The organism is Sphingopyxis sp. MC1, from assembly GCF_000371385.1.
Lineage (GTDB): Bacteria > Pseudomonadota > Alphaproteobacteria > Sphingomonadales > Sphingomonadaceae > Sphingopyxis > Sphingopyxis terrae.
Window position 1 is genome coordinate 35205 of sequence record NZ_AOUN01000016.1, and the last position, 14684, is coordinate 49888.

Here is a 14684-nt window from a genome sequence, read left to right on the forward strand (position 1 = left end):
CGTAAATTCCGGGGTCGGAGGAATAAATGTCGAAATCCTGTCTGGTCGTCGATGACAGCAAAGTCATTCGCAAGGTCGCGCGACATATTCTTGAAAGCATGTCCTTTTCGGTCGACGAAGCGGCCGACGGGCAGGAGGCGCTGACCTTCTGCCGCGCCAATCGGCCCGACGTGATCCTGCTCGACTGGAACATGCCGGTGATGAGCGGGATGGAATTTCTCGGCGCCTTCAACGATCTCGATTTCGGGATCGAGGAGCGCCCGCGCGTCGTCTTTTGCACGACCGAAAACAGCATCGACCATATCCGCGCCGCGATCGAGGCCGGAGCCGACGAATATGTCATGAAGCCGTTCGATCGCGAGACGCTGGAAGGGAAATTGCAACTCGTCGGCGTTGCCTGAGCCCGGACGTGTCGCTGCCCCAATCTTCGCTGACTGATCCCAGGGTCGAAACCGACATACCGGCGGCGCGCACGGTTCGCGTGATGCTGGTCGACGACAGCCTGGTCGTCCGCAGCATCCTTGAGCGCATTGTCGACGGTACCCCGGGGCTGACGGTGTGTGCCTCGGTCGCATCGGCGCATGATGCGCTGGCCTTTCTGGCGACCGAGCCCGTCGATGTCGTGGTGCTCGATATCGAAATGCCGGGGATGAACGGGATCGACGCGCTGCCGCATATTCTGCGCAGCGCCGTGAACGCCCGTGTCCTGATCCTGTCGTCGAACTGCGTCGAGGGCGGCCCGGCCGCGATCGACGCGCTCTCGCTCGGCGCGAGCGATACGCTGGCGAAGCCGGGGCGGGGCAGCTTTTCGGGTCGCTTCGCCGAGATTCTGACCGACCGAATCCTGTCGCTCGGCCAGCGGCAGCCGATCCCGCCCGCGGCGCGGCTCGCCCGCCGCGAAATTCCGCCACCGGCCCCGGTGGCCTTCGATGCGGCGGCGCCGCTCGCCTGCATCGCGGTCGCGGCCTCGACCGGCGGCATTCCGGCCTTCACCAACTTCCTCGCCAATCTCGACCCGCGGATTTCGGCGCCGATCCTGCTGACCCAGCATCTGCCCGATGCCTTCATGGAATTTTACGCGCGCCAGATTGCAACGATGACGGCGCGCACCGTCCGCGTCGCGGCGGCGGGCATGCCGGTATTGCCGAACCATATCTATCTCGCCCCCGGCGATGCCCATCTGATGGTCGTCAATGCAGGGCGGCGGCAGGAAATTGCGCTCGATCGCCGTCCGGTCGACAATGGCTGTTGCCCCTCCGCCGACCCGATGCTGGCTTCGGTCGCCGACGTCTATGGCGCCGGCGGTGTGGCCGTCGTGCTGAGCGGCATGGGCCGCGACGGGGCGACCGGCGCGGCGCGACTGAAGGATGCGGGCGGGACCGTCCTCGCGCAGGCGCCCGAAAGCTGCGTCATCTGGGGGATGCCCGGTGCCGTTGCCAAGGCGGGGATTGCCGCGGCGACGCTCAACCCCGACGCGATCGCGCTGATGCTCGGCGCCTATCTTGGCGGCAGCAAAAAGTCATGATGGGCGGCGGCGCCAGCGAGTCCGCCTATCGCGTGCTGATGGGCGTGCTCGAATCGCGCACCGGCCAGACGCTGTCGCCGAACCGGATATGGCGGATCGAAATGTCGCTGAAGCCGGTGATGCAGCGTCACGGCATCGCCGATCTCGACGCGCTTGTCGCCGCGCTCGTCACCTCGACCAGCCGGCAACTGCTCGACGACACGGTCGATGCGATGCTCAACAACGAAACCTATTTCTACCGCGAACACAGTGTGTTCGATGACATAGCGAAGACCGCGCTTGAACATATTCGCGAAACCAATGCGGCCAAGCGGCGCGTGACGATCTGGCATTGCGGCGTGTCGACCGGCCAGGAAGCCTATTCGATGGCGATGCTGCTCGCCGAGCAGGGCGAGCAATGGGCGGGATGGCAGGTCGATGTCGTCGGCACCGACGTCAGCTATCATGCGATCAGCCGCGCGCGCGTCGGGCTGTACAGTCAGTTCGAGATTCAGCGCGGTCTCCCGGTGCAGCGCATGGTGCGATGGTTCGACCAGACCGAAGGCGGCTGGCTGGCCAAGGCCGACCTGAGGCGCCGGATCGACTTTTCGGTGCAGAATATGCTCGTCGATCGCCCGCCGCTTGCCAGCCCGGCCGATCTCATCTTTTGCCGCAACCTGTTGCTCTATTTCTCGCTGCCGATGCGGCAGAAGGCCTTCGCGCGGCTGCGTTCTGTCGCCGCGCCGCAAAGCTTTCTGGTGCTGGGGGCGGGCGAGACGGTGCTCGGCCAGACCGACCAGTTCGTGGCGAGCCGCCGCCTGCGCGGGCTTTACGAGCCCGCCGACCAGCAGGTGCGCGCGCCGGTCGCGGCCTGACCTTGCAATTTGCGCCCGACTGGCGCAAGCGAACACAAGGCAGGGCAGGAATGGGCCGCGACACGCATGAGCGACTTTATCGAACGCTGGTCACCCAATTTCGACGAGCGCGCGCTGCCCATCTCGATGATCGTGCTGCATTATACCGGCATGAAGACCGGCGCCGAAGCCCTTGATCGGCTTGCCGATCCCGAGGCGAAGGTGTCGGCGCATTATGTCGTCAGCGAGGACGGCCAGATCACCCATATGGTGCCCGATGACAAGCGCGCTTGGCACGCGGGCAAGTCCCACTGGCGCGGGATCAGCGACATCAATTCGGCGAGCGTCGGGATCGAGATCGTCAATCCCGGTCATGAATTCGGCTATGTTCCCTTTCCCGACCCGCAAGTCGCCTCGGTCGTGCGGCTCGTTCATCAGATCAAGGACCGCCACGCGATCACGCGCGGCAATGTCGTCGGCCATTCGGACATCGCGCCGACGCGCAAGCAGGATCCGGGCGAGCTTTTTCCGTGGGGCGAACTGGCGCGCCGGCGCTTGGCGCTGCCGCGGCCGACCAAGAAACTGACCGATCCGCTATGGACCGACGCCGGTTTCCTGCTCGCGCTCGAACGCTTCGGCTATGATGTCACCGACGGCTTTGCCGCGACCGTCGCATTCCAGCGCCGTTTCCGCCCCGAACTGATCGACGGGACGATCGACGGCGAATGCCGCGCGATCCTGCTCGCGCTGCTGCTGCCGCAGCCCGAGGGTGATTGATCGGCTAGGAGTGACCGGAAACGACCGATTGCGGACGCCTATTGCTCGCTATAGGCTATCTGCGACTAACTACTTGACGGGGAATTTTAAATGATCGGGCAGTACCGGCCGGTTTCAAAGCGCTTGCAGATCGCGCGTCGTTGGCAATGGGTCGCAGCCGCCACTTGCATACTCTTCGTTTTTTCCTGTCTAGTGGGATGGCCATTGGGTCATTTTTGGCCATCGGCGATCGGATTCGCCGCGTTCATACCCAGTGCGTGGGTTTTCTCCACCAAGTGCGGCAACTGCGGCTGGCCCGTGTTCACCGATTACGAGGCTGACGAGAGGTTTCGGCGGGACGAGCGATTTTGGACTCGGTTTTGGGGTAAGGAATATGGCGGCGTGAGCCTGCCGCTTCCACGTGCATGTACGAAATGTGGTACAAACTTAGTTTAGCCGGGGCCTTGTCCAGTAGGTCCGCTCCCCACCCCACTTCCGCCGCTCGCGCAATCGCTCGCAATCGGCGCTCGTTCGCGCTATAACCGCATAAGGCCAGAGGGTCGGGCGATCGCCGCCGCGCAAGCGGGGGAGGAAAGTCCGGGCTCCACGGAAACCACGGTGCCGGATAACGTCCGGCGGCTTCGGGCAACCGGAGCAAGGGAAAGTGCCACAGAGAGCAGACCGCCAACGGCTTCGGCCCGGCGAAAGGTGAAAGGGTGCGGTAAGAGCGCACCGCGCGGACGGTAACGGACGCGGCACGGCAAACCCCACCGGGAGCAAGGTCGAATAGGGATGGCACGAGGTGACTCAGGGCTGGTTCCGGCCCCGCCGTCCGGGTTGACTGCTTGAGCGTCCGGGCAACCGGCCGCCTAGAGGAATGATCGCCCATCCCCGGCAACGGGGTGGACAGAACCCGGCTTACAGACCCTCTGGCTTCACTCTCCCATCCCCGCGCGCCCCGCGCGCGGGAACCGCGCTGTCCAGCCCCGCGTTGGATGCAGACAGCCTGAAGGGAGACGAACCATGAAAGTCGTCGACGACCATGTCGAAGTGACCGACGAAGAAGCCAGCAGCGGCGTCAAAGGTCACGGCGTGCGCTATGTCCTTGCGATTTCGCTGTTTCTGGCGGTAATCGTGCTGTCGGTAGTGTGGATTATCCCGGCGCTGATGGGGCAGGGGCAATAGTCATTTCGCCGCCGCGCCGAACGCATCGTCGCCGATGGGCGCGTCTTCCATCCAATAGACGCGGATCGGGCGGCGAAAACGCTTGAGTCCCGTTTTTTGATAGGATGCATTTTCGCCTGACCCGCTTAGCTTGAGCGTGGAGGTGATGACGTCGCCGGTCAGCAGATTCCAGCTCAGTTCGCTGCCGTCGTGCGCGAAGGTGCGGCTATACATCGTCGCATCAAGGCCGATGAGCTTCATCCGCCCAGCCTCTGGGTCGAGCCGAAAGCGATAGGTCGCCATCGTCGCGGTCGTTCCGCCGGTCAGGTCCTTGACCACCAGAACGCCCTTCGCGACCAACATCTCCGCCGCGCCGAGCGGATAGGCGTCGAGGTCGAGCATGCCCAGCGGCGCATGGCCGAAATCGATCTTGCCCTTGTCGGCCAGGCGAACGCGCAATGTCCTTTTGTCGTCACCGCGAACGATATAGGCGATGTCGTCGACGCCATCGCTATTCAGGTCGCCCGCGATGCGCGTTTCAAGCTCTTCGCCGCGGCTTAGGTCAGCCTTGATCTGTGCATCGCCCGGCGGCTGCATCGCCTGGGTACCATTTGCCGCCAGCGACAATGCAACGACGATAATTCCCCGCATCGACCCATCTCCTTGCGTGACGATCGGATATCCTCGCACGATCTTTCGCGTGTCGCTGTGATCTGGCGCACAGACGGCGGGAGCCGCGATTACGGATAGGCGATGGCGACGATTTCCCATTCCTTGGGCCCGGCGGGGAGTTGGACTGTGCGCAAATCGCCGGTTGCGGCGCCGCGCAGCGCCCGGGCGAGCGGACTGTTCCAGCCGATCCGGCCGGCGCCCGCATCCGCCTCATCGTCGCCGACCAGCGTGACGGTGCGGCGCGCATCCTCCTCGTCCGCGAGTTCGACCGTGGCGCCGAACCAGATGCGGCCTTTGTCGGGCTGTTCCGCGGGATCGATGACGCGCGCTGCCTTCATTCGGCGCGCGAGGAAGGACAGCCGCCGGTCGATCTCGCGCAACCGTTTGCGGCCGTAGATATAGTCGCCATTCTCGCTGCGGTCGCCGTTGCCGGCGGCCCAGCTGATCGTTTCGACGAGCTTGGGACGTTCGGTTGCGAACAGCAGATCATATTCGGCGCGCAGCGCGGCGAAGCCCGACGGGCTGATGATATTGGTCTTGTCCCCCGCCATCGACCGATCAGCCGGGTGTACGCTTGCCGAGATAGAAGCTCAGCGGTGCATTGGGCAGCGACCGGTCGCCGTCGCGCAGCGTGTCGTAGACGACCGCATTTTCGAGCACGCGCTGCACATAGTTGCGCGTTTCGAAGATCGGAATCGCCTCGATCCAGTCGATCATGTCGACCGTGCCCGATCGCGGATCGCCATTGGCGCGCAGCCACTTGTTCACATTGCCGGGACCGGCGTTATAGGCCGCGACCGCGAGCGGATAGCTGCCGCCGAAATAGCTGAGCATCTGCTGAAAATAGGTCGATCCCAATGTCATATTATAATTGGTGTCGCTGGTCAGCGAGCTCGCGTCATAACCAAGGCCGAGCTTATTTGCGACTTCGCGCGCGGTTCCCGGCATCAGCTGCATCATCCCGCGCGCGCCGGCGTGACTGATCGCCTGGCGGTCGAACTGGCTTTCCTGACGGGTGATCGCGTGGATGAAGGTCCAGTTGCTTTCCTGCCCCGCCGGGACACGCACCGTGGGGAAGCCCGAAACCTCGACCGCGTCGAGGCTGTTCGCCTGCGCGCTGCGGCCGATCATGACGCCAAGGTCGGGACGGCCGATCGACGCGGCGAGCTGGCCCGCCAGAACATGGTCGGTCGGCGTCGTCGCGCGCTGCGCCAGCGCGCGGAGGAACAGCGACTGTTCACGCCAGGCGCCGATCTCGCCCAGCGCGCGCGCGGCGCGCACCAGCCGGTCGTCATCGAACGCCTCGCGCTCTGATGCGCTGACCCGGATCGTCGGGACGGGCGCCGGCTTGGGCTGGCGACGGCCAAGCCGTTCGAGCGAGAGCTGGCCGTAAAACTGGTCATAATGTTCGGCAGCGTCGGCGAAATGCGCGTTGGCCGCAGCCGTGTCGCCCGCTGCGAGCGCGGCGCGGCCGGCCCAGTAAAAGCCCTTGGTGCGCGTCTGCGCCGAGCGTGCGGCTTCGCCATAAGCGCGGAACAGTCGCACCGCTTCGCCCGGCCGGCCAAGGCTCTTGTAGGCGAGCTGGCCTGCGAGCCATGCCAGCGAGGTATAATCGTCGCGCACGCCGAGCGGCTGTTCGCGCACGACCGTCCCCGACGGCAGCGCGTCATCAAGCTGCCGCGCGATATTATAGGCGGTCGTCTTGTCGCCCGCGGCATCGGCCTGACGCGCATTGGTGAGCAGGGTTTCGAGCCATTCCTCGGCATCGGTGGGTGCCGAGGCCAGATTGCGCGGCCCCGCGAGCAGCGCGCGCGCTTCGCCGACGCGGCCCGCCTTGCGCAGCCACGTCGCCTTGTCGGCAATATAGCCGGGGTCGGTGCGGGTCAGCGACGGATATTGCGCTTCGATCGCCGACGCCTGCATCGCGGCGTCGACCGCGCCGCTGCGCATCGCCAGCCGCGCCGCGAAGATCGGCCGCCGGTCGGGCGAGGTGAAGGCGAGTTGGCGCGAGGCGGGGCCGGTCGCGCCCAGCCATAGCAGCTTGTCCATGCGGGCATCATGATCGGCGAGCGAGATCGCGCCGGGGAAGAGGCTCAGCACCCGGCTGACCTCTGCTTCATCGAGCGTGCCGCCGGTCCAGGCCCGGCGCACCGCGGCATAGGCTTCGTCGCGGCGGCCCGACGCATTGAGCGCCAGCGCCATGCGCAGTTCGCCGCTCGCAGTGCGCGGCGGAAAAGCCTGGAAATAGGCGAGGGTACGCGCAGGATCGAAGCTGTCGATCGCGATCGCCTTTTCGGCGCGGACGCGCATCTTGTCGGCATCGGGCCAGTCGCGATTGGCCATCAGGAACCGCGAAAGCCGGTCGAACGACGCAGTCTGGTCCTGCGTCAGTCGCCGCCATTCGAGCACCGCATCGCCGACGGTGTTGGTCGCGCTCGGCGGCGAGGTCGAGACCGACGCGAGCCCCATCTGGGCGCGATACCACGCCATCTGATCGGGCGTCAGTTCGCTCGCGGTGGCGACCGATGGGACAAGCAGCGCTGCGGCGAGCGCGAGGCGGGAAATTGGGGGCAGCGAAAACATGCCGGCCATGTTAGTGGCAAACTCCTTGCAGGGCGCTGAATAGGCGTTCATGACGCGGCGCGCTGACCGGATTCTATCGGTGAAAGCGGCTTTTTGTAAAGGAGCGGAGCATGTTCTCGGGGTCGATTCCCGCTTTGGTGACGCCATTTCGCGACGGTGCGTTGGATATGCAGGCCTTTGCCCGCCTCGTCGACTGGCAGATCAAAGAGGGGACGAGCGCGCTTGTGCCGTGCGGCACCACCGGCGAGAGCCCGACGCTGAGCTTCGACGAACATTATCGCATCATCGACGCGTGCATCGAGGCGGCGGCGGGACGGGTGCCGGTAATCGCTGGCTGCGGGTCGAACGACACCGCCACCGCGATCCGCCACATGCGTCATGCGCAGGCCGCTGGGGCGAGCGCCGCGCTGATCGTCGCGCCCTATTACAACCGGCCGACGCAGGAAGGCATGCTCGCCCATTTCAGGGCGCTCGCCGACGCGAGCGATCTGCCGATCGTCGTCTACAACGTCCCCGGCCGCACCGTCGCCGACATCAGCGCCGAAACCATGTGCAAGCTTGCCGAAATTCCGACGGTCGTCGCGACCAAGGACGCGAGCGGCGATCTTGCGCGCGTGACGATGCACCGCGCAGGGGCGGGCGCCGATTTTTGCCAGCTCAGCGGCAACGACGACTTGTGGTTGCCGCACGCCGTTCTGGGCGGGGCGGGCTGCATTTCGGTCAGCGCCAATGTCGCGCCGCGCCTGTGCGCCGATTTCGCCGCCGCCTGCGCCGCGGGCGACTGGGCGCGCGCGCTGGTCCTGCACGACCGGCTGTTTCCGCTGCACAAGGCGATGTTCACCGACGCGTCACCGGCGCCGGTCAAATATGCGCTGTCGCGGGTGCACGACTGGTTTTCGCCCGATGTGCGCCTACCTATCATTCCGGCGTCCGCTGCATCGCGCGCCGCCGTCGATGCCGCACTGGTTTCGGCGGGCGTTCTCTAGGTTTCAGGTTTTCTTCATTCATGGCCCGTCCGCAATCCGCCCCAGAATTCGACAAGAAGAAGGTCGTTGCCGAAAACCGGCGGGCGCGCTTCGACTATGCCATCGACCAGGTGTTCGAGGCGGGGATCGCGCTGCAGGGCACCGAGGTGAAATCGCTGCGCTTCGGCGAGGGGACGATCGCCGAAAGCTATGCCGAAGTCGCGGGCGGCGAGGTGTGGCTGATCAACGCCAACATCCCCGAATTCAGCCACGGAAACCGCTTCAATCACGAGCCGCGCCGGCCCCGCAAGCTGCTGCTCAACACGCGCGAGATCAATAAATTGCACGCGGCGGTGGCCCGGCAAGGGATGACGCTGGTGCCCTTGAGCGTATATTTCAACGGACGCGGGCGCGCGAAGGTCGAACTCGCGCTCGCCAAGGGCAAGAAGGCGCACGACAAACGCGAGTCGATCAAGGAACGCGACTGGAAGCGCGACAAGCAGCGATTGATGAAGGAACGGGGATGAGCGGGGGGAAGCCGCGCGACAAGGCGGCGGTGATGAACTGGATCAAGCGCCACTCGCCGTCGCGTGAGGAGCTGCTCGAAAGCCGGTTCGTCAAGCCCTTTGCCCATCGCGTCGCGCATAGCCATTTGTGGCGCTTCACCCGCACCTCTGTGCGCCGCGGCACCGCGCTCGGCCTGTTCGTCGGCATCTTTTTCCTGATTCCCGGCGCGCAGATACTGGGCGTGGCGCTGCTTGCGCTGCCTTTCCGCGCCAATATCCCGATCGGCGTCGCGATGACCTTCCTGTCCAACCCTGCAACGACGCCGCTGCTGATCGCCGCGGCGGTATGGCTCGGCAATGATCTGTTCGGGCTGCATGCCAATGTCGCAACCTTCTCGATCATGATCGACAAGGGCGCATCGGTCGGCGAATGGGCGCGCTGGCTGTTGTCCGACGCCGCGCCGGCTCTGATCGCGGGTCTCTTCGTGATCTCGGTCGTCACCGCGGTGGTCGGCTTCCTGCTCGCGGCGGTGATCTGGGACAATTGGATCCGCCTGCGCTGGCGGCGCAAATTGCGCCGCGCGCGCGACCAACGACTTGAGTCATCGACGAGCGACACGGCGGCCGGTTGATCGCCCGCCGTCAGCTTTTATAGCTGTCTCCATCGCAGGATCCGCGCCGTCCATGGCGCGGAGGATCATGTCCTGCCCGTCAACCTGGGGATAATCATGACACGTATGACGCATTCTTCGCGCCTGATGGCGACCGCCGCGCTGGGCGCGATGCTGTTCGGCATGGCGCCGGCGGTTTCGGTTTCGGCCAAGGAACAGGCTGCCGCCTCGGCCAAGGCCGACAAGCCCGAAATCGGCGACTTCGGCTTCGACACGACCGGTATGGACAAGAGCGTACTGCCCGGCAACGATTTCTACGCCTATGCCAATGGCACCTGGGCCAAGAACACCGCGATCCCGGCGGACAAGTCCAACTATGGCATGTTCACCGCGCTCGCCGACCTGTCGCAAAAACGCACGCAGGAGATTCTCGAGGCGGCGAAGGGCGATCCGAACAGCATGATCGGACGCGCCTATGCCTCCTATCTCGATTCGGCGTCGGTCGAGGCGAAGGGGCTTGCCCCGATCCAGCCGTGGCTTGCGAAGATCCGCGCCGTCGACAAACCGGGCCTCGCCGCGTTGCTCGCCGAAGCCGACCGCAACGGCGTCTCGCATTTCTTCGGCGGCTATGTCGGGCAGGACGACAAGAATCCCGACGTCTACATCTACACGATGTTCCAGGGCGGCCTCGGTATGCCCGATCGCGACTTCTACCTGAAAGACAATGAGCGCAACGCCAAGCTGCAGGCGGCCTACCTCAAGCATCTGGAAAATGTCCTGACGCTGGCGGGTGAACAGGACGCCGCGGCGCGGGCGCAGGCCATCTATGCCTTCGAAAAGCAGATCGCGACGGTCCATTGGGACAAGAATGACAGCAGCGACGCGACCAAGGTCTATAACAAGATGACGCTTGCCGAACTGGAAAAGGCGGCGCCGGGCTTCGACTGGACGACCTTTGTTCGCGGCATCGGCGTCAAGGAAGACGCGCTGCTCGTGTCGCAGCCGAGCGCTTTCACCGGCGAGGCGAAGCTGATTGCCGACGCGCCGATCGGCGTGCTGCGCGACGCGCTGCTCGTCCGCAGCCTCGACGGCTTTTCGGACGTGCTGCCCGATGCGGTCGCGCAGGAAGCCTTCTCCTTCTATGGCACCGCGCTGTCGGGAACGCCGCAGATGCAGGAGCGCTGGAAGCGCGCGGTCGATTTCACGACCGGCAATCTGGGTGAAGCGGTCGGCAAGGATTATGTCGCGAAATATTTCCCGCCCGAAACCAAGGCGGAAATGGACAAGCTGGTCAAGAATGTCATCGCGGCGCTCGGCCACCGCATCGACAATCTTGCGTGGATGCAGCCCGAAACCAAGGTGAAGGCGAAGAAGAAGCTGGCCAATTTCACCACCAAGATCGGCTATCCTGATCGCTGGAAGGATTATGGGTCGCTGGAAATCCGGGCCGACGACTTGTTCGGCAACGCGCTGCGCGCCAACCAGTGGCAACATGACGACAATATCAGCCGTCTCGGTGGTCCGATCCGGCGCTGGGAATGGGGCATGACCCCGATGACGGTCAATGCCTATGCCAATTTCGGGATGAACGAGATCGTCTTCCCGGCCGCAATCCTGCAGCCGCCCTTCTTCGATCCGAAGGCCGACCCGGCAATCAACTATGGCGGCATCGGCGCGGTGATCGGCCATGAGATCAGCCACCATTTCGACGACCAGGGTTCGAAATATGACGAAACCGGCAAGCTCGCCGACTGGTGGACGCCCGAGGATGTGAAGGCGTTCGAAGCGGCGAGCAAGGCGCTCGTCGCGCAATATGACGCCTATGAAGTGCTGCCGGGCGAGCATCTCGACGGCACCTTCACGCTGGGTGAGAATATCGGCGATCTCGCCGGCCTCAACATCGCCTATGACGCGTACAAGGCGTCGCTGGGCGGCAAGGAGGCGCCGGTGATCGACGGGCTGACCGGCGACCAGCGCTTCTTCCTCGGCTGGGCGCAGGTATGGCGGCGCAACTATCGCGAACAGAATCTGTCGCAGCGCATTTCGACCGATCCGCATTCGCCCTCGATCCAGCGGACTTGGGTCTCGCGCAATCTTGACCCTTGGTATAAGGCCTATCAGGTTAAGCCGGGCCAGAAGCTCTATCTGGATCCGAAGGATCGTGTTCGCATCTGGTGATGCGCTGACTGGGAAAGTGTGAATTGACCGCGCAGAGCCTGCCTTCCGCTGATACCGATTTCAGCAGGGGGGTGGGCGCTGCCGGTCCGCTTTCTGCAATTCAAGGACTTTCCCGGATCGACCTTGCGCTGCTCGGCGGTCTCGCGCTGGTGTCGGTCGGGCTGTTGTTCTGGGCCACCGGCGACGCGGTGCTTGCCGCCGGTTTCCTTGCCGGACTCGCGCTCGCGGCGGGCGGCATGATCCTCGCGCGGCGTCTGTTTCCGGCGGCCGCGGTGGGCGAGGCAGCGCCGACCGATTGGTCGATGCTGCGCGCCGCGGTCAATCATGACGATATTGCGATTGCGATCACCGACCGGGCCGGACGTCTCGTCTGTGCGAACGACCTGTTCGCGACATGGATGGGCGGCTTCGTCACGCCGCCGGGCCTGCCGCTCGAAGGGCGCGGCGCCGAGCTGCTCAAAAATGCGGGCCGGACCGCGTGGCGCGACGGTGAGGGTGGGGTCGACGAAATCGCGGTCGGGCCCTTGCAACTTCGCGCGCAAGTGCTGCGATCGGGGCAGGCCGAAGACTATCTGATCTGGCGCTTTTCGGCCCATGAACGGCTCGATCTGGCGGGAGAGATCGTCCGCCACCTCGACGGACCCGCGGGGCGCACGCTGGCACAGGCGGGGGTGATGGCGGCGCTGGTCAGTGCCGAGGGCCGGTTGCGCGTTGCCAATCAGGCGTTTCTTTTGCGCGCGCTCGGCGAGGAGGATGCGCTGCATTATGCGGGGCGCGATGTCGCCGGCATGTTGCGGCTCGATGATGCCGGCGCGCTCTATTTTGCGCGTGAGGGCGATCGGGCAACGCCGGTGCGGATGCTGCAAATCCCGCTGACGCCGGCCGACACGCACGGGCCGATGCTGCTCGCCATGCTCGACGAGGAGATCGGACCCGCCGATCGCGGCACCGCGCAAAGCTATATCGAAACGCTGCTGTCGCTGCTGCCCTTCGGGCTTGCGCTCGTCGATCGCGACGGCCGCTTTCTTTACATGAACCGCGCTTTCATGCGCGCCGCGGGGGTCGCCGATGGCAAGAAGCCGCGCTATCCCGGCGATCTTGTGGTCGGCGAGGACAAGGGGCCACTCGCCGACATGATCCGCCGTCACAGCAGCGGGCAACAGGTCGGCGGCGATCTCTCGATCCGGCTGGCCGGACAAGGCGACGAGCCGGTGTCGATGCGCGTCGTCGGCGTGCGCGGGCTGGGCGAGGCGGCGGTTCTGCTCAGCCTCAAGGATTCGAGCGAGGAGTCGCGCCTCAAGCGGCAGGTGGCGCAGGCATCGAAGATGCAGGCAGTCGGCCAGCTTGCGGGCGGCGTCGCGCATGATTTCAACAATATCCTGACCGCGGTGCTCGGAAGCTGCGATCTGATGCTGATGCGGCACACGCCGGGCGACAGCGACTATGACGATATTCAGCAGATCCGCAGCAACGCCAACCGCGCGGCGAGCCTGACGCGGCAGTTGCTCGCCTTTTCGCGCCAGCAGACGTTGCGGCCGCAGATATTGCAGCTTCCCGACGTGATTTCGGAAGTATCGCATCTGCTCAAGCGATTGATCGGCGATACGGTGCAATTGTCGGTGCATCACGGTCGCGGGCTGGGTGCGGTGCGCGCCGACCCCGGGCAGCTCGAACAGGTCATCATCAACCTTGCGGTCAATGCGCGCGACGCGATGCCCGGCGGCGGGACGCTGACGATCGAAACCTATCCCGTTTCGGCCGCTGACGTGCGCCAGATGGGCAATGAATTCATGCCGCCCGCCGATTACAGCGCCCTGAAGGTCAGCGACACGGGCACCGGCATTCCCGCAGAAGTGCTGCCCAAAATCTTCGAACCCTTTTTCACGACCAAGGATGTCGGCAAGGGGACAGGGCTGGGACTGTCGACGGTCTATGGAATCATCAAACAATCGGCGGGCTTTATCTTTGCCGACAGCAAACCGGGCGCGGGGACAAACTTCACCATCTACCTGCCGGTCCACCGGGCCGAAAGCGGCGTGCCGGCGACGCCGCCGCCGGCCGCGAAGGCGAAGAAAAGCCAGTGGGGCACCGGCACCATCCTGCTCGTCGAGGACGAGGATATGGTGCGGGCGGTCGCCGAACGGGCGCTGACCCGCGCGGGTTACACGGTCGTCACCGCGTCGCAGGGCGAAGAGGGGCTTGAACGCTTCGCCGCGATGGACAAGATTGACCTGGTGATCAGCGACGTTGTGATGCCGACGATGGACGGGCCGACGATGGTCCGTGCGATGCGCGTCAAGCGGGCGAGCCTGCCGGTGCTGTTCATGTCGGGCTATGCCGAGGAGCAGTTGCGCCAGTCGATCAACATCGACGACGTCGCCTTCCTGCCCAAGCCCTTCTCGGTCGCGCAGCTTGCAGAAGCAGTGTCGATGGCGCTCGACGATGCGGCGCACAGGGTGGGCCATGGCTGAAGACCGGTTGATCCTGCTTGTAGAAGACGATGTCCTGATCGGCATGATGCTCGTCGATATGTTCGACGCGCTCGGCTATCCCGAACCGGCGCAGGCGACGACCAACGAAGAAGCGCTCGCGGCAATCGCGTCGCAGCCAGTGGCGGGCGCACTCGTCGATATCAACTTGGGCGACGAAAAGGGCTGGCCGGTCGCCGATGCGCTGGCGGAGCGGGGGATTCCCTTTGCCTTCACCTCGGGCGGCGGGGACGTGATTCCCGCGCCGCATGCGAACCGCAAGCTGGTGACGAAGCCGTTCCGCATCGTCGAAATCGAGGCCGTTCTGGACGGGTTTTTCGCGGAATAGCGCGCGCCTTGCGGATAGCGCGCAAAAATATCTGTTCTCCACTTGTTCCAATAGAACAAATGACGTACACAGCT

14 protein-coding genes and 1 other RNA gene are annotated in these 14684 nt (G+C 64.8%); 12 read left to right on the top strand and 3 right to left on the bottom strand.

The annotated features are described in order from the left end of the window. Positions 1–26 precede the first annotated feature (26 nt). The 6 genes from EBMC1_RS15155 (at position 27) to EBMC1_RS18710 (ending at position 4299) form a co-directional block, all read left to right on the top strand. Positions 27–401, top strand: a complete 375-nt coding sequence (locus tag EBMC1_RS15155; protein WP_003050271.1) for a response regulator — start codon at positions 27–29, stop codon at positions 399–401. 8 nt (positions 402–409) lie between these two features. Next, positions 410–1525 (top strand): chemotaxis-specific protein-glutamate methyltransferase CheB, encoded by a 1116-nt coding sequence (gene cheB, locus EBMC1_RS15160; RefSeq protein ID WP_003050274.1) that lies wholly within the window; start codon positions 410–412, stop codon positions 1523–1525. After that, complete coding sequence (locus EBMC1_RS15165) at positions 1522–2379, top strand: CheR family methyltransferase (protein ID WP_120649319.1); 858 nt, start codon at positions 1522–1524, stop codon at positions 2377–2379. The genes cheB and EBMC1_RS15165 overlap by 4 nt, the downstream gene beginning before the upstream one ends. Positions 2380–2445: 66 nt before the next feature. Continuing rightward, the gene (locus EBMC1_RS15170) at positions 2446–3135 is read left to right on the top strand and encodes an N-acetylmuramoyl-L-alanine amidase (protein ID WP_003050281.1); all 690 of its coding nucleotides are present in this window, start codon (positions 2446–2448) and stop codon (positions 3133–3135) included. 531 nt (positions 3136–3666) lie between these two features. Further along, positions 3667–4051, top strand: an RNA gene (gene rnpB / locus EBMC1_RS17975) — RNase P RNA component class A. An 86-nt stretch (positions 4052–4137) separates the two neighbouring features. Then, positions 4138–4299, top strand: a complete 162-nt coding sequence (locus EBMC1_RS18710) for a hypothetical protein (protein ID WP_165760533.1) — start codon at positions 4138–4140, stop codon at positions 4297–4299. Here EBMC1_RS18710 and EBMC1_RS15175 read toward each other — a convergent pair whose 3' ends face one another. The 3 genes from EBMC1_RS15175 to EBMC1_RS15185 form a co-directional block, all read right to left on the bottom strand. After that, entirely contained in the window at positions 4300–4929 is a 630-nt protein-coding gene (locus EBMC1_RS15175; RefSeq protein ID WP_003050284.1) for a hypothetical protein, read from the bottom strand. It abuts the gene before it with no gap. An 89-nt stretch (positions 4930–5018) separates the two neighbouring features. Next, a complete protein-coding gene (greB, locus tag EBMC1_RS15180) occupies positions 5019–5501 on the bottom strand; it encodes a transcription elongation factor GreB (protein WP_003050287.1) in 483 nt (160 codons plus the stop codon). Between the two features lie 7 nt (positions 5502–5508). Beyond that, positions 5509–7542: a lytic transglycosylase domain-containing protein gene (locus EBMC1_RS15185; protein WP_003050290.1), complete on the bottom strand. Its 2034-nt coding sequence runs from the start codon at positions 7540–7542 to the stop codon at positions 5509–5511. Positions 7543–7643: 101 nt separating this feature from the next. On the opposite strand from EBMC1_RS15185, the gene dapA reads away from it, so the two are divergent. From dapA to EBMC1_RS15215, 6 genes are all read left to right on the top strand, one after another. Further along, positions 7644–8519 carry a 4-hydroxy-tetrahydrodipicolinate synthase gene (gene dapA, locus EBMC1_RS15190; RefSeq protein ID WP_003050293.1) on the top strand — a complete coding sequence of 292 codons (876 nt, stop codon included), beginning with the start codon at positions 7644–7646 and terminating at the stop codon, positions 8517–8519. 20 nt (positions 8520–8539) lie between these two features. Then, a complete protein-coding gene (gene smpB, locus EBMC1_RS15195) occupies positions 8540–9025 on the top strand; it encodes an SsrA-binding protein SmpB (RefSeq protein ID WP_003050298.1) in 486 nt (161 codons plus the stop codon). Beyond that, positions 9022–9636 carry a DUF2062 domain-containing protein gene (locus EBMC1_RS15200; RefSeq protein ID WP_003050300.1) on the top strand — a complete coding sequence of 205 codons (615 nt, stop codon included), beginning with the start codon at positions 9022–9024 and terminating at the stop codon, positions 9634–9636. The genes smpB and EBMC1_RS15200 overlap by 4 nt, the downstream gene beginning before the upstream one ends. Before the next feature lie 96 nt (positions 9637–9732). Beyond that, entirely contained in the window at positions 9733–11793 is a 2061-nt protein-coding gene (locus EBMC1_RS15205) for a M13 family metallopeptidase (protein WP_156001377.1), read from the top strand. Positions 11794–11864: 71 nt separating this feature from the next. Beyond that, positions 11865–14264: a hybrid sensor histidine kinase/response regulator gene (locus EBMC1_RS15210; RefSeq protein ID WP_003050306.1), complete on the top strand. Its 2400-nt coding sequence runs from the start codon at positions 11865–11867 to the stop codon at positions 14262–14264. Continuing rightward, a complete protein-coding gene (locus EBMC1_RS15215; RefSeq protein WP_003050308.1) occupies positions 14257–14610 on the top strand; it encodes a response regulator in 354 nt (117 codons plus the stop codon). The genes EBMC1_RS15210 and EBMC1_RS15215 overlap by 8 nt, the downstream gene beginning before the upstream one ends. Positions 14611–14684 lie beyond the last annotated feature (74 nt).

Bases quoted from the DNA above. Each gene is read 5' to 3' on its own strand.
- EBMC1_RS15215 (WP_003050308.1), top strand. From the start codon at position 14,257: ATGGCTGAAGACCGGTTGATCCTGCTTGTAGAAGACGATGTCCTGATC.
- EBMC1_RS15155 (WP_003050271.1), top strand. From the start codon at position 27: ATGTCGAAATCCTGTCTGGTCGTCGATGACAGCAAAGTCATTCGCAAG.
- greB (WP_003050287.1), bottom strand. From the start codon at position 5,501: ATGGCGGGGGACAAGACCAATATCATCAGCCCGTCGGGCTTCGCCGCG.
- EBMC1_RS18710 (WP_165760533.1), top strand. From the start codon at position 4,138: ATGAAAGTCGTCGACGACCATGTCGAAGTGACCGACGAAGAAGCCAGC.
- smpB (WP_003050298.1), top strand. From the start codon at position 8,540: ATGGCCCGTCCGCAATCCGCCCCAGAATTCGACAAGAAGAAGGTCGTT.
- EBMC1_RS15185 (WP_003050290.1), bottom strand. From the start codon at position 7,542: ATGGCCGGCATGTTTTCGCTGCCCCCAATTTCCCGCCTCGCGCTCGCC.
- dapA (WP_003050293.1), top strand. From the start codon at position 7,644: ATGTTCTCGGGGTCGATTCCCGCTTTGGTGACGCCATTTCGCGACGGT.
- EBMC1_RS15205 (WP_156001377.1), top strand. From the start codon at position 9,733: ATGACACGTATGACGCATTCTTCGCGCCTGATGGCGACCGCCGCGCTG.
- EBMC1_RS15175 (WP_003050284.1), bottom strand. From the start codon at position 4,929: ATGCGGGGAATTATCGTCGTTGCATTGTCGCTGGCGGCAAATGGTACC.
- EBMC1_RS15200 (WP_003050300.1), top strand. From the start codon at position 9,022: ATGAGCGGGGGGAAGCCGCGCGACAAGGCGGCGGTGATGAACTGGATC.
- EBMC1_RS15165 (WP_120649319.1), top strand. From the start codon at position 1,522: ATGATGGGCGGCGGCGCCAGCGAGTCCGCCTATCGCGTGCTGATGGGC.
- EBMC1_RS15170 (WP_003050281.1), top strand. From the start codon at position 2,446: ATGAGCGACTTTATCGAACGCTGGTCACCCAATTTCGACGAGCGCGCG.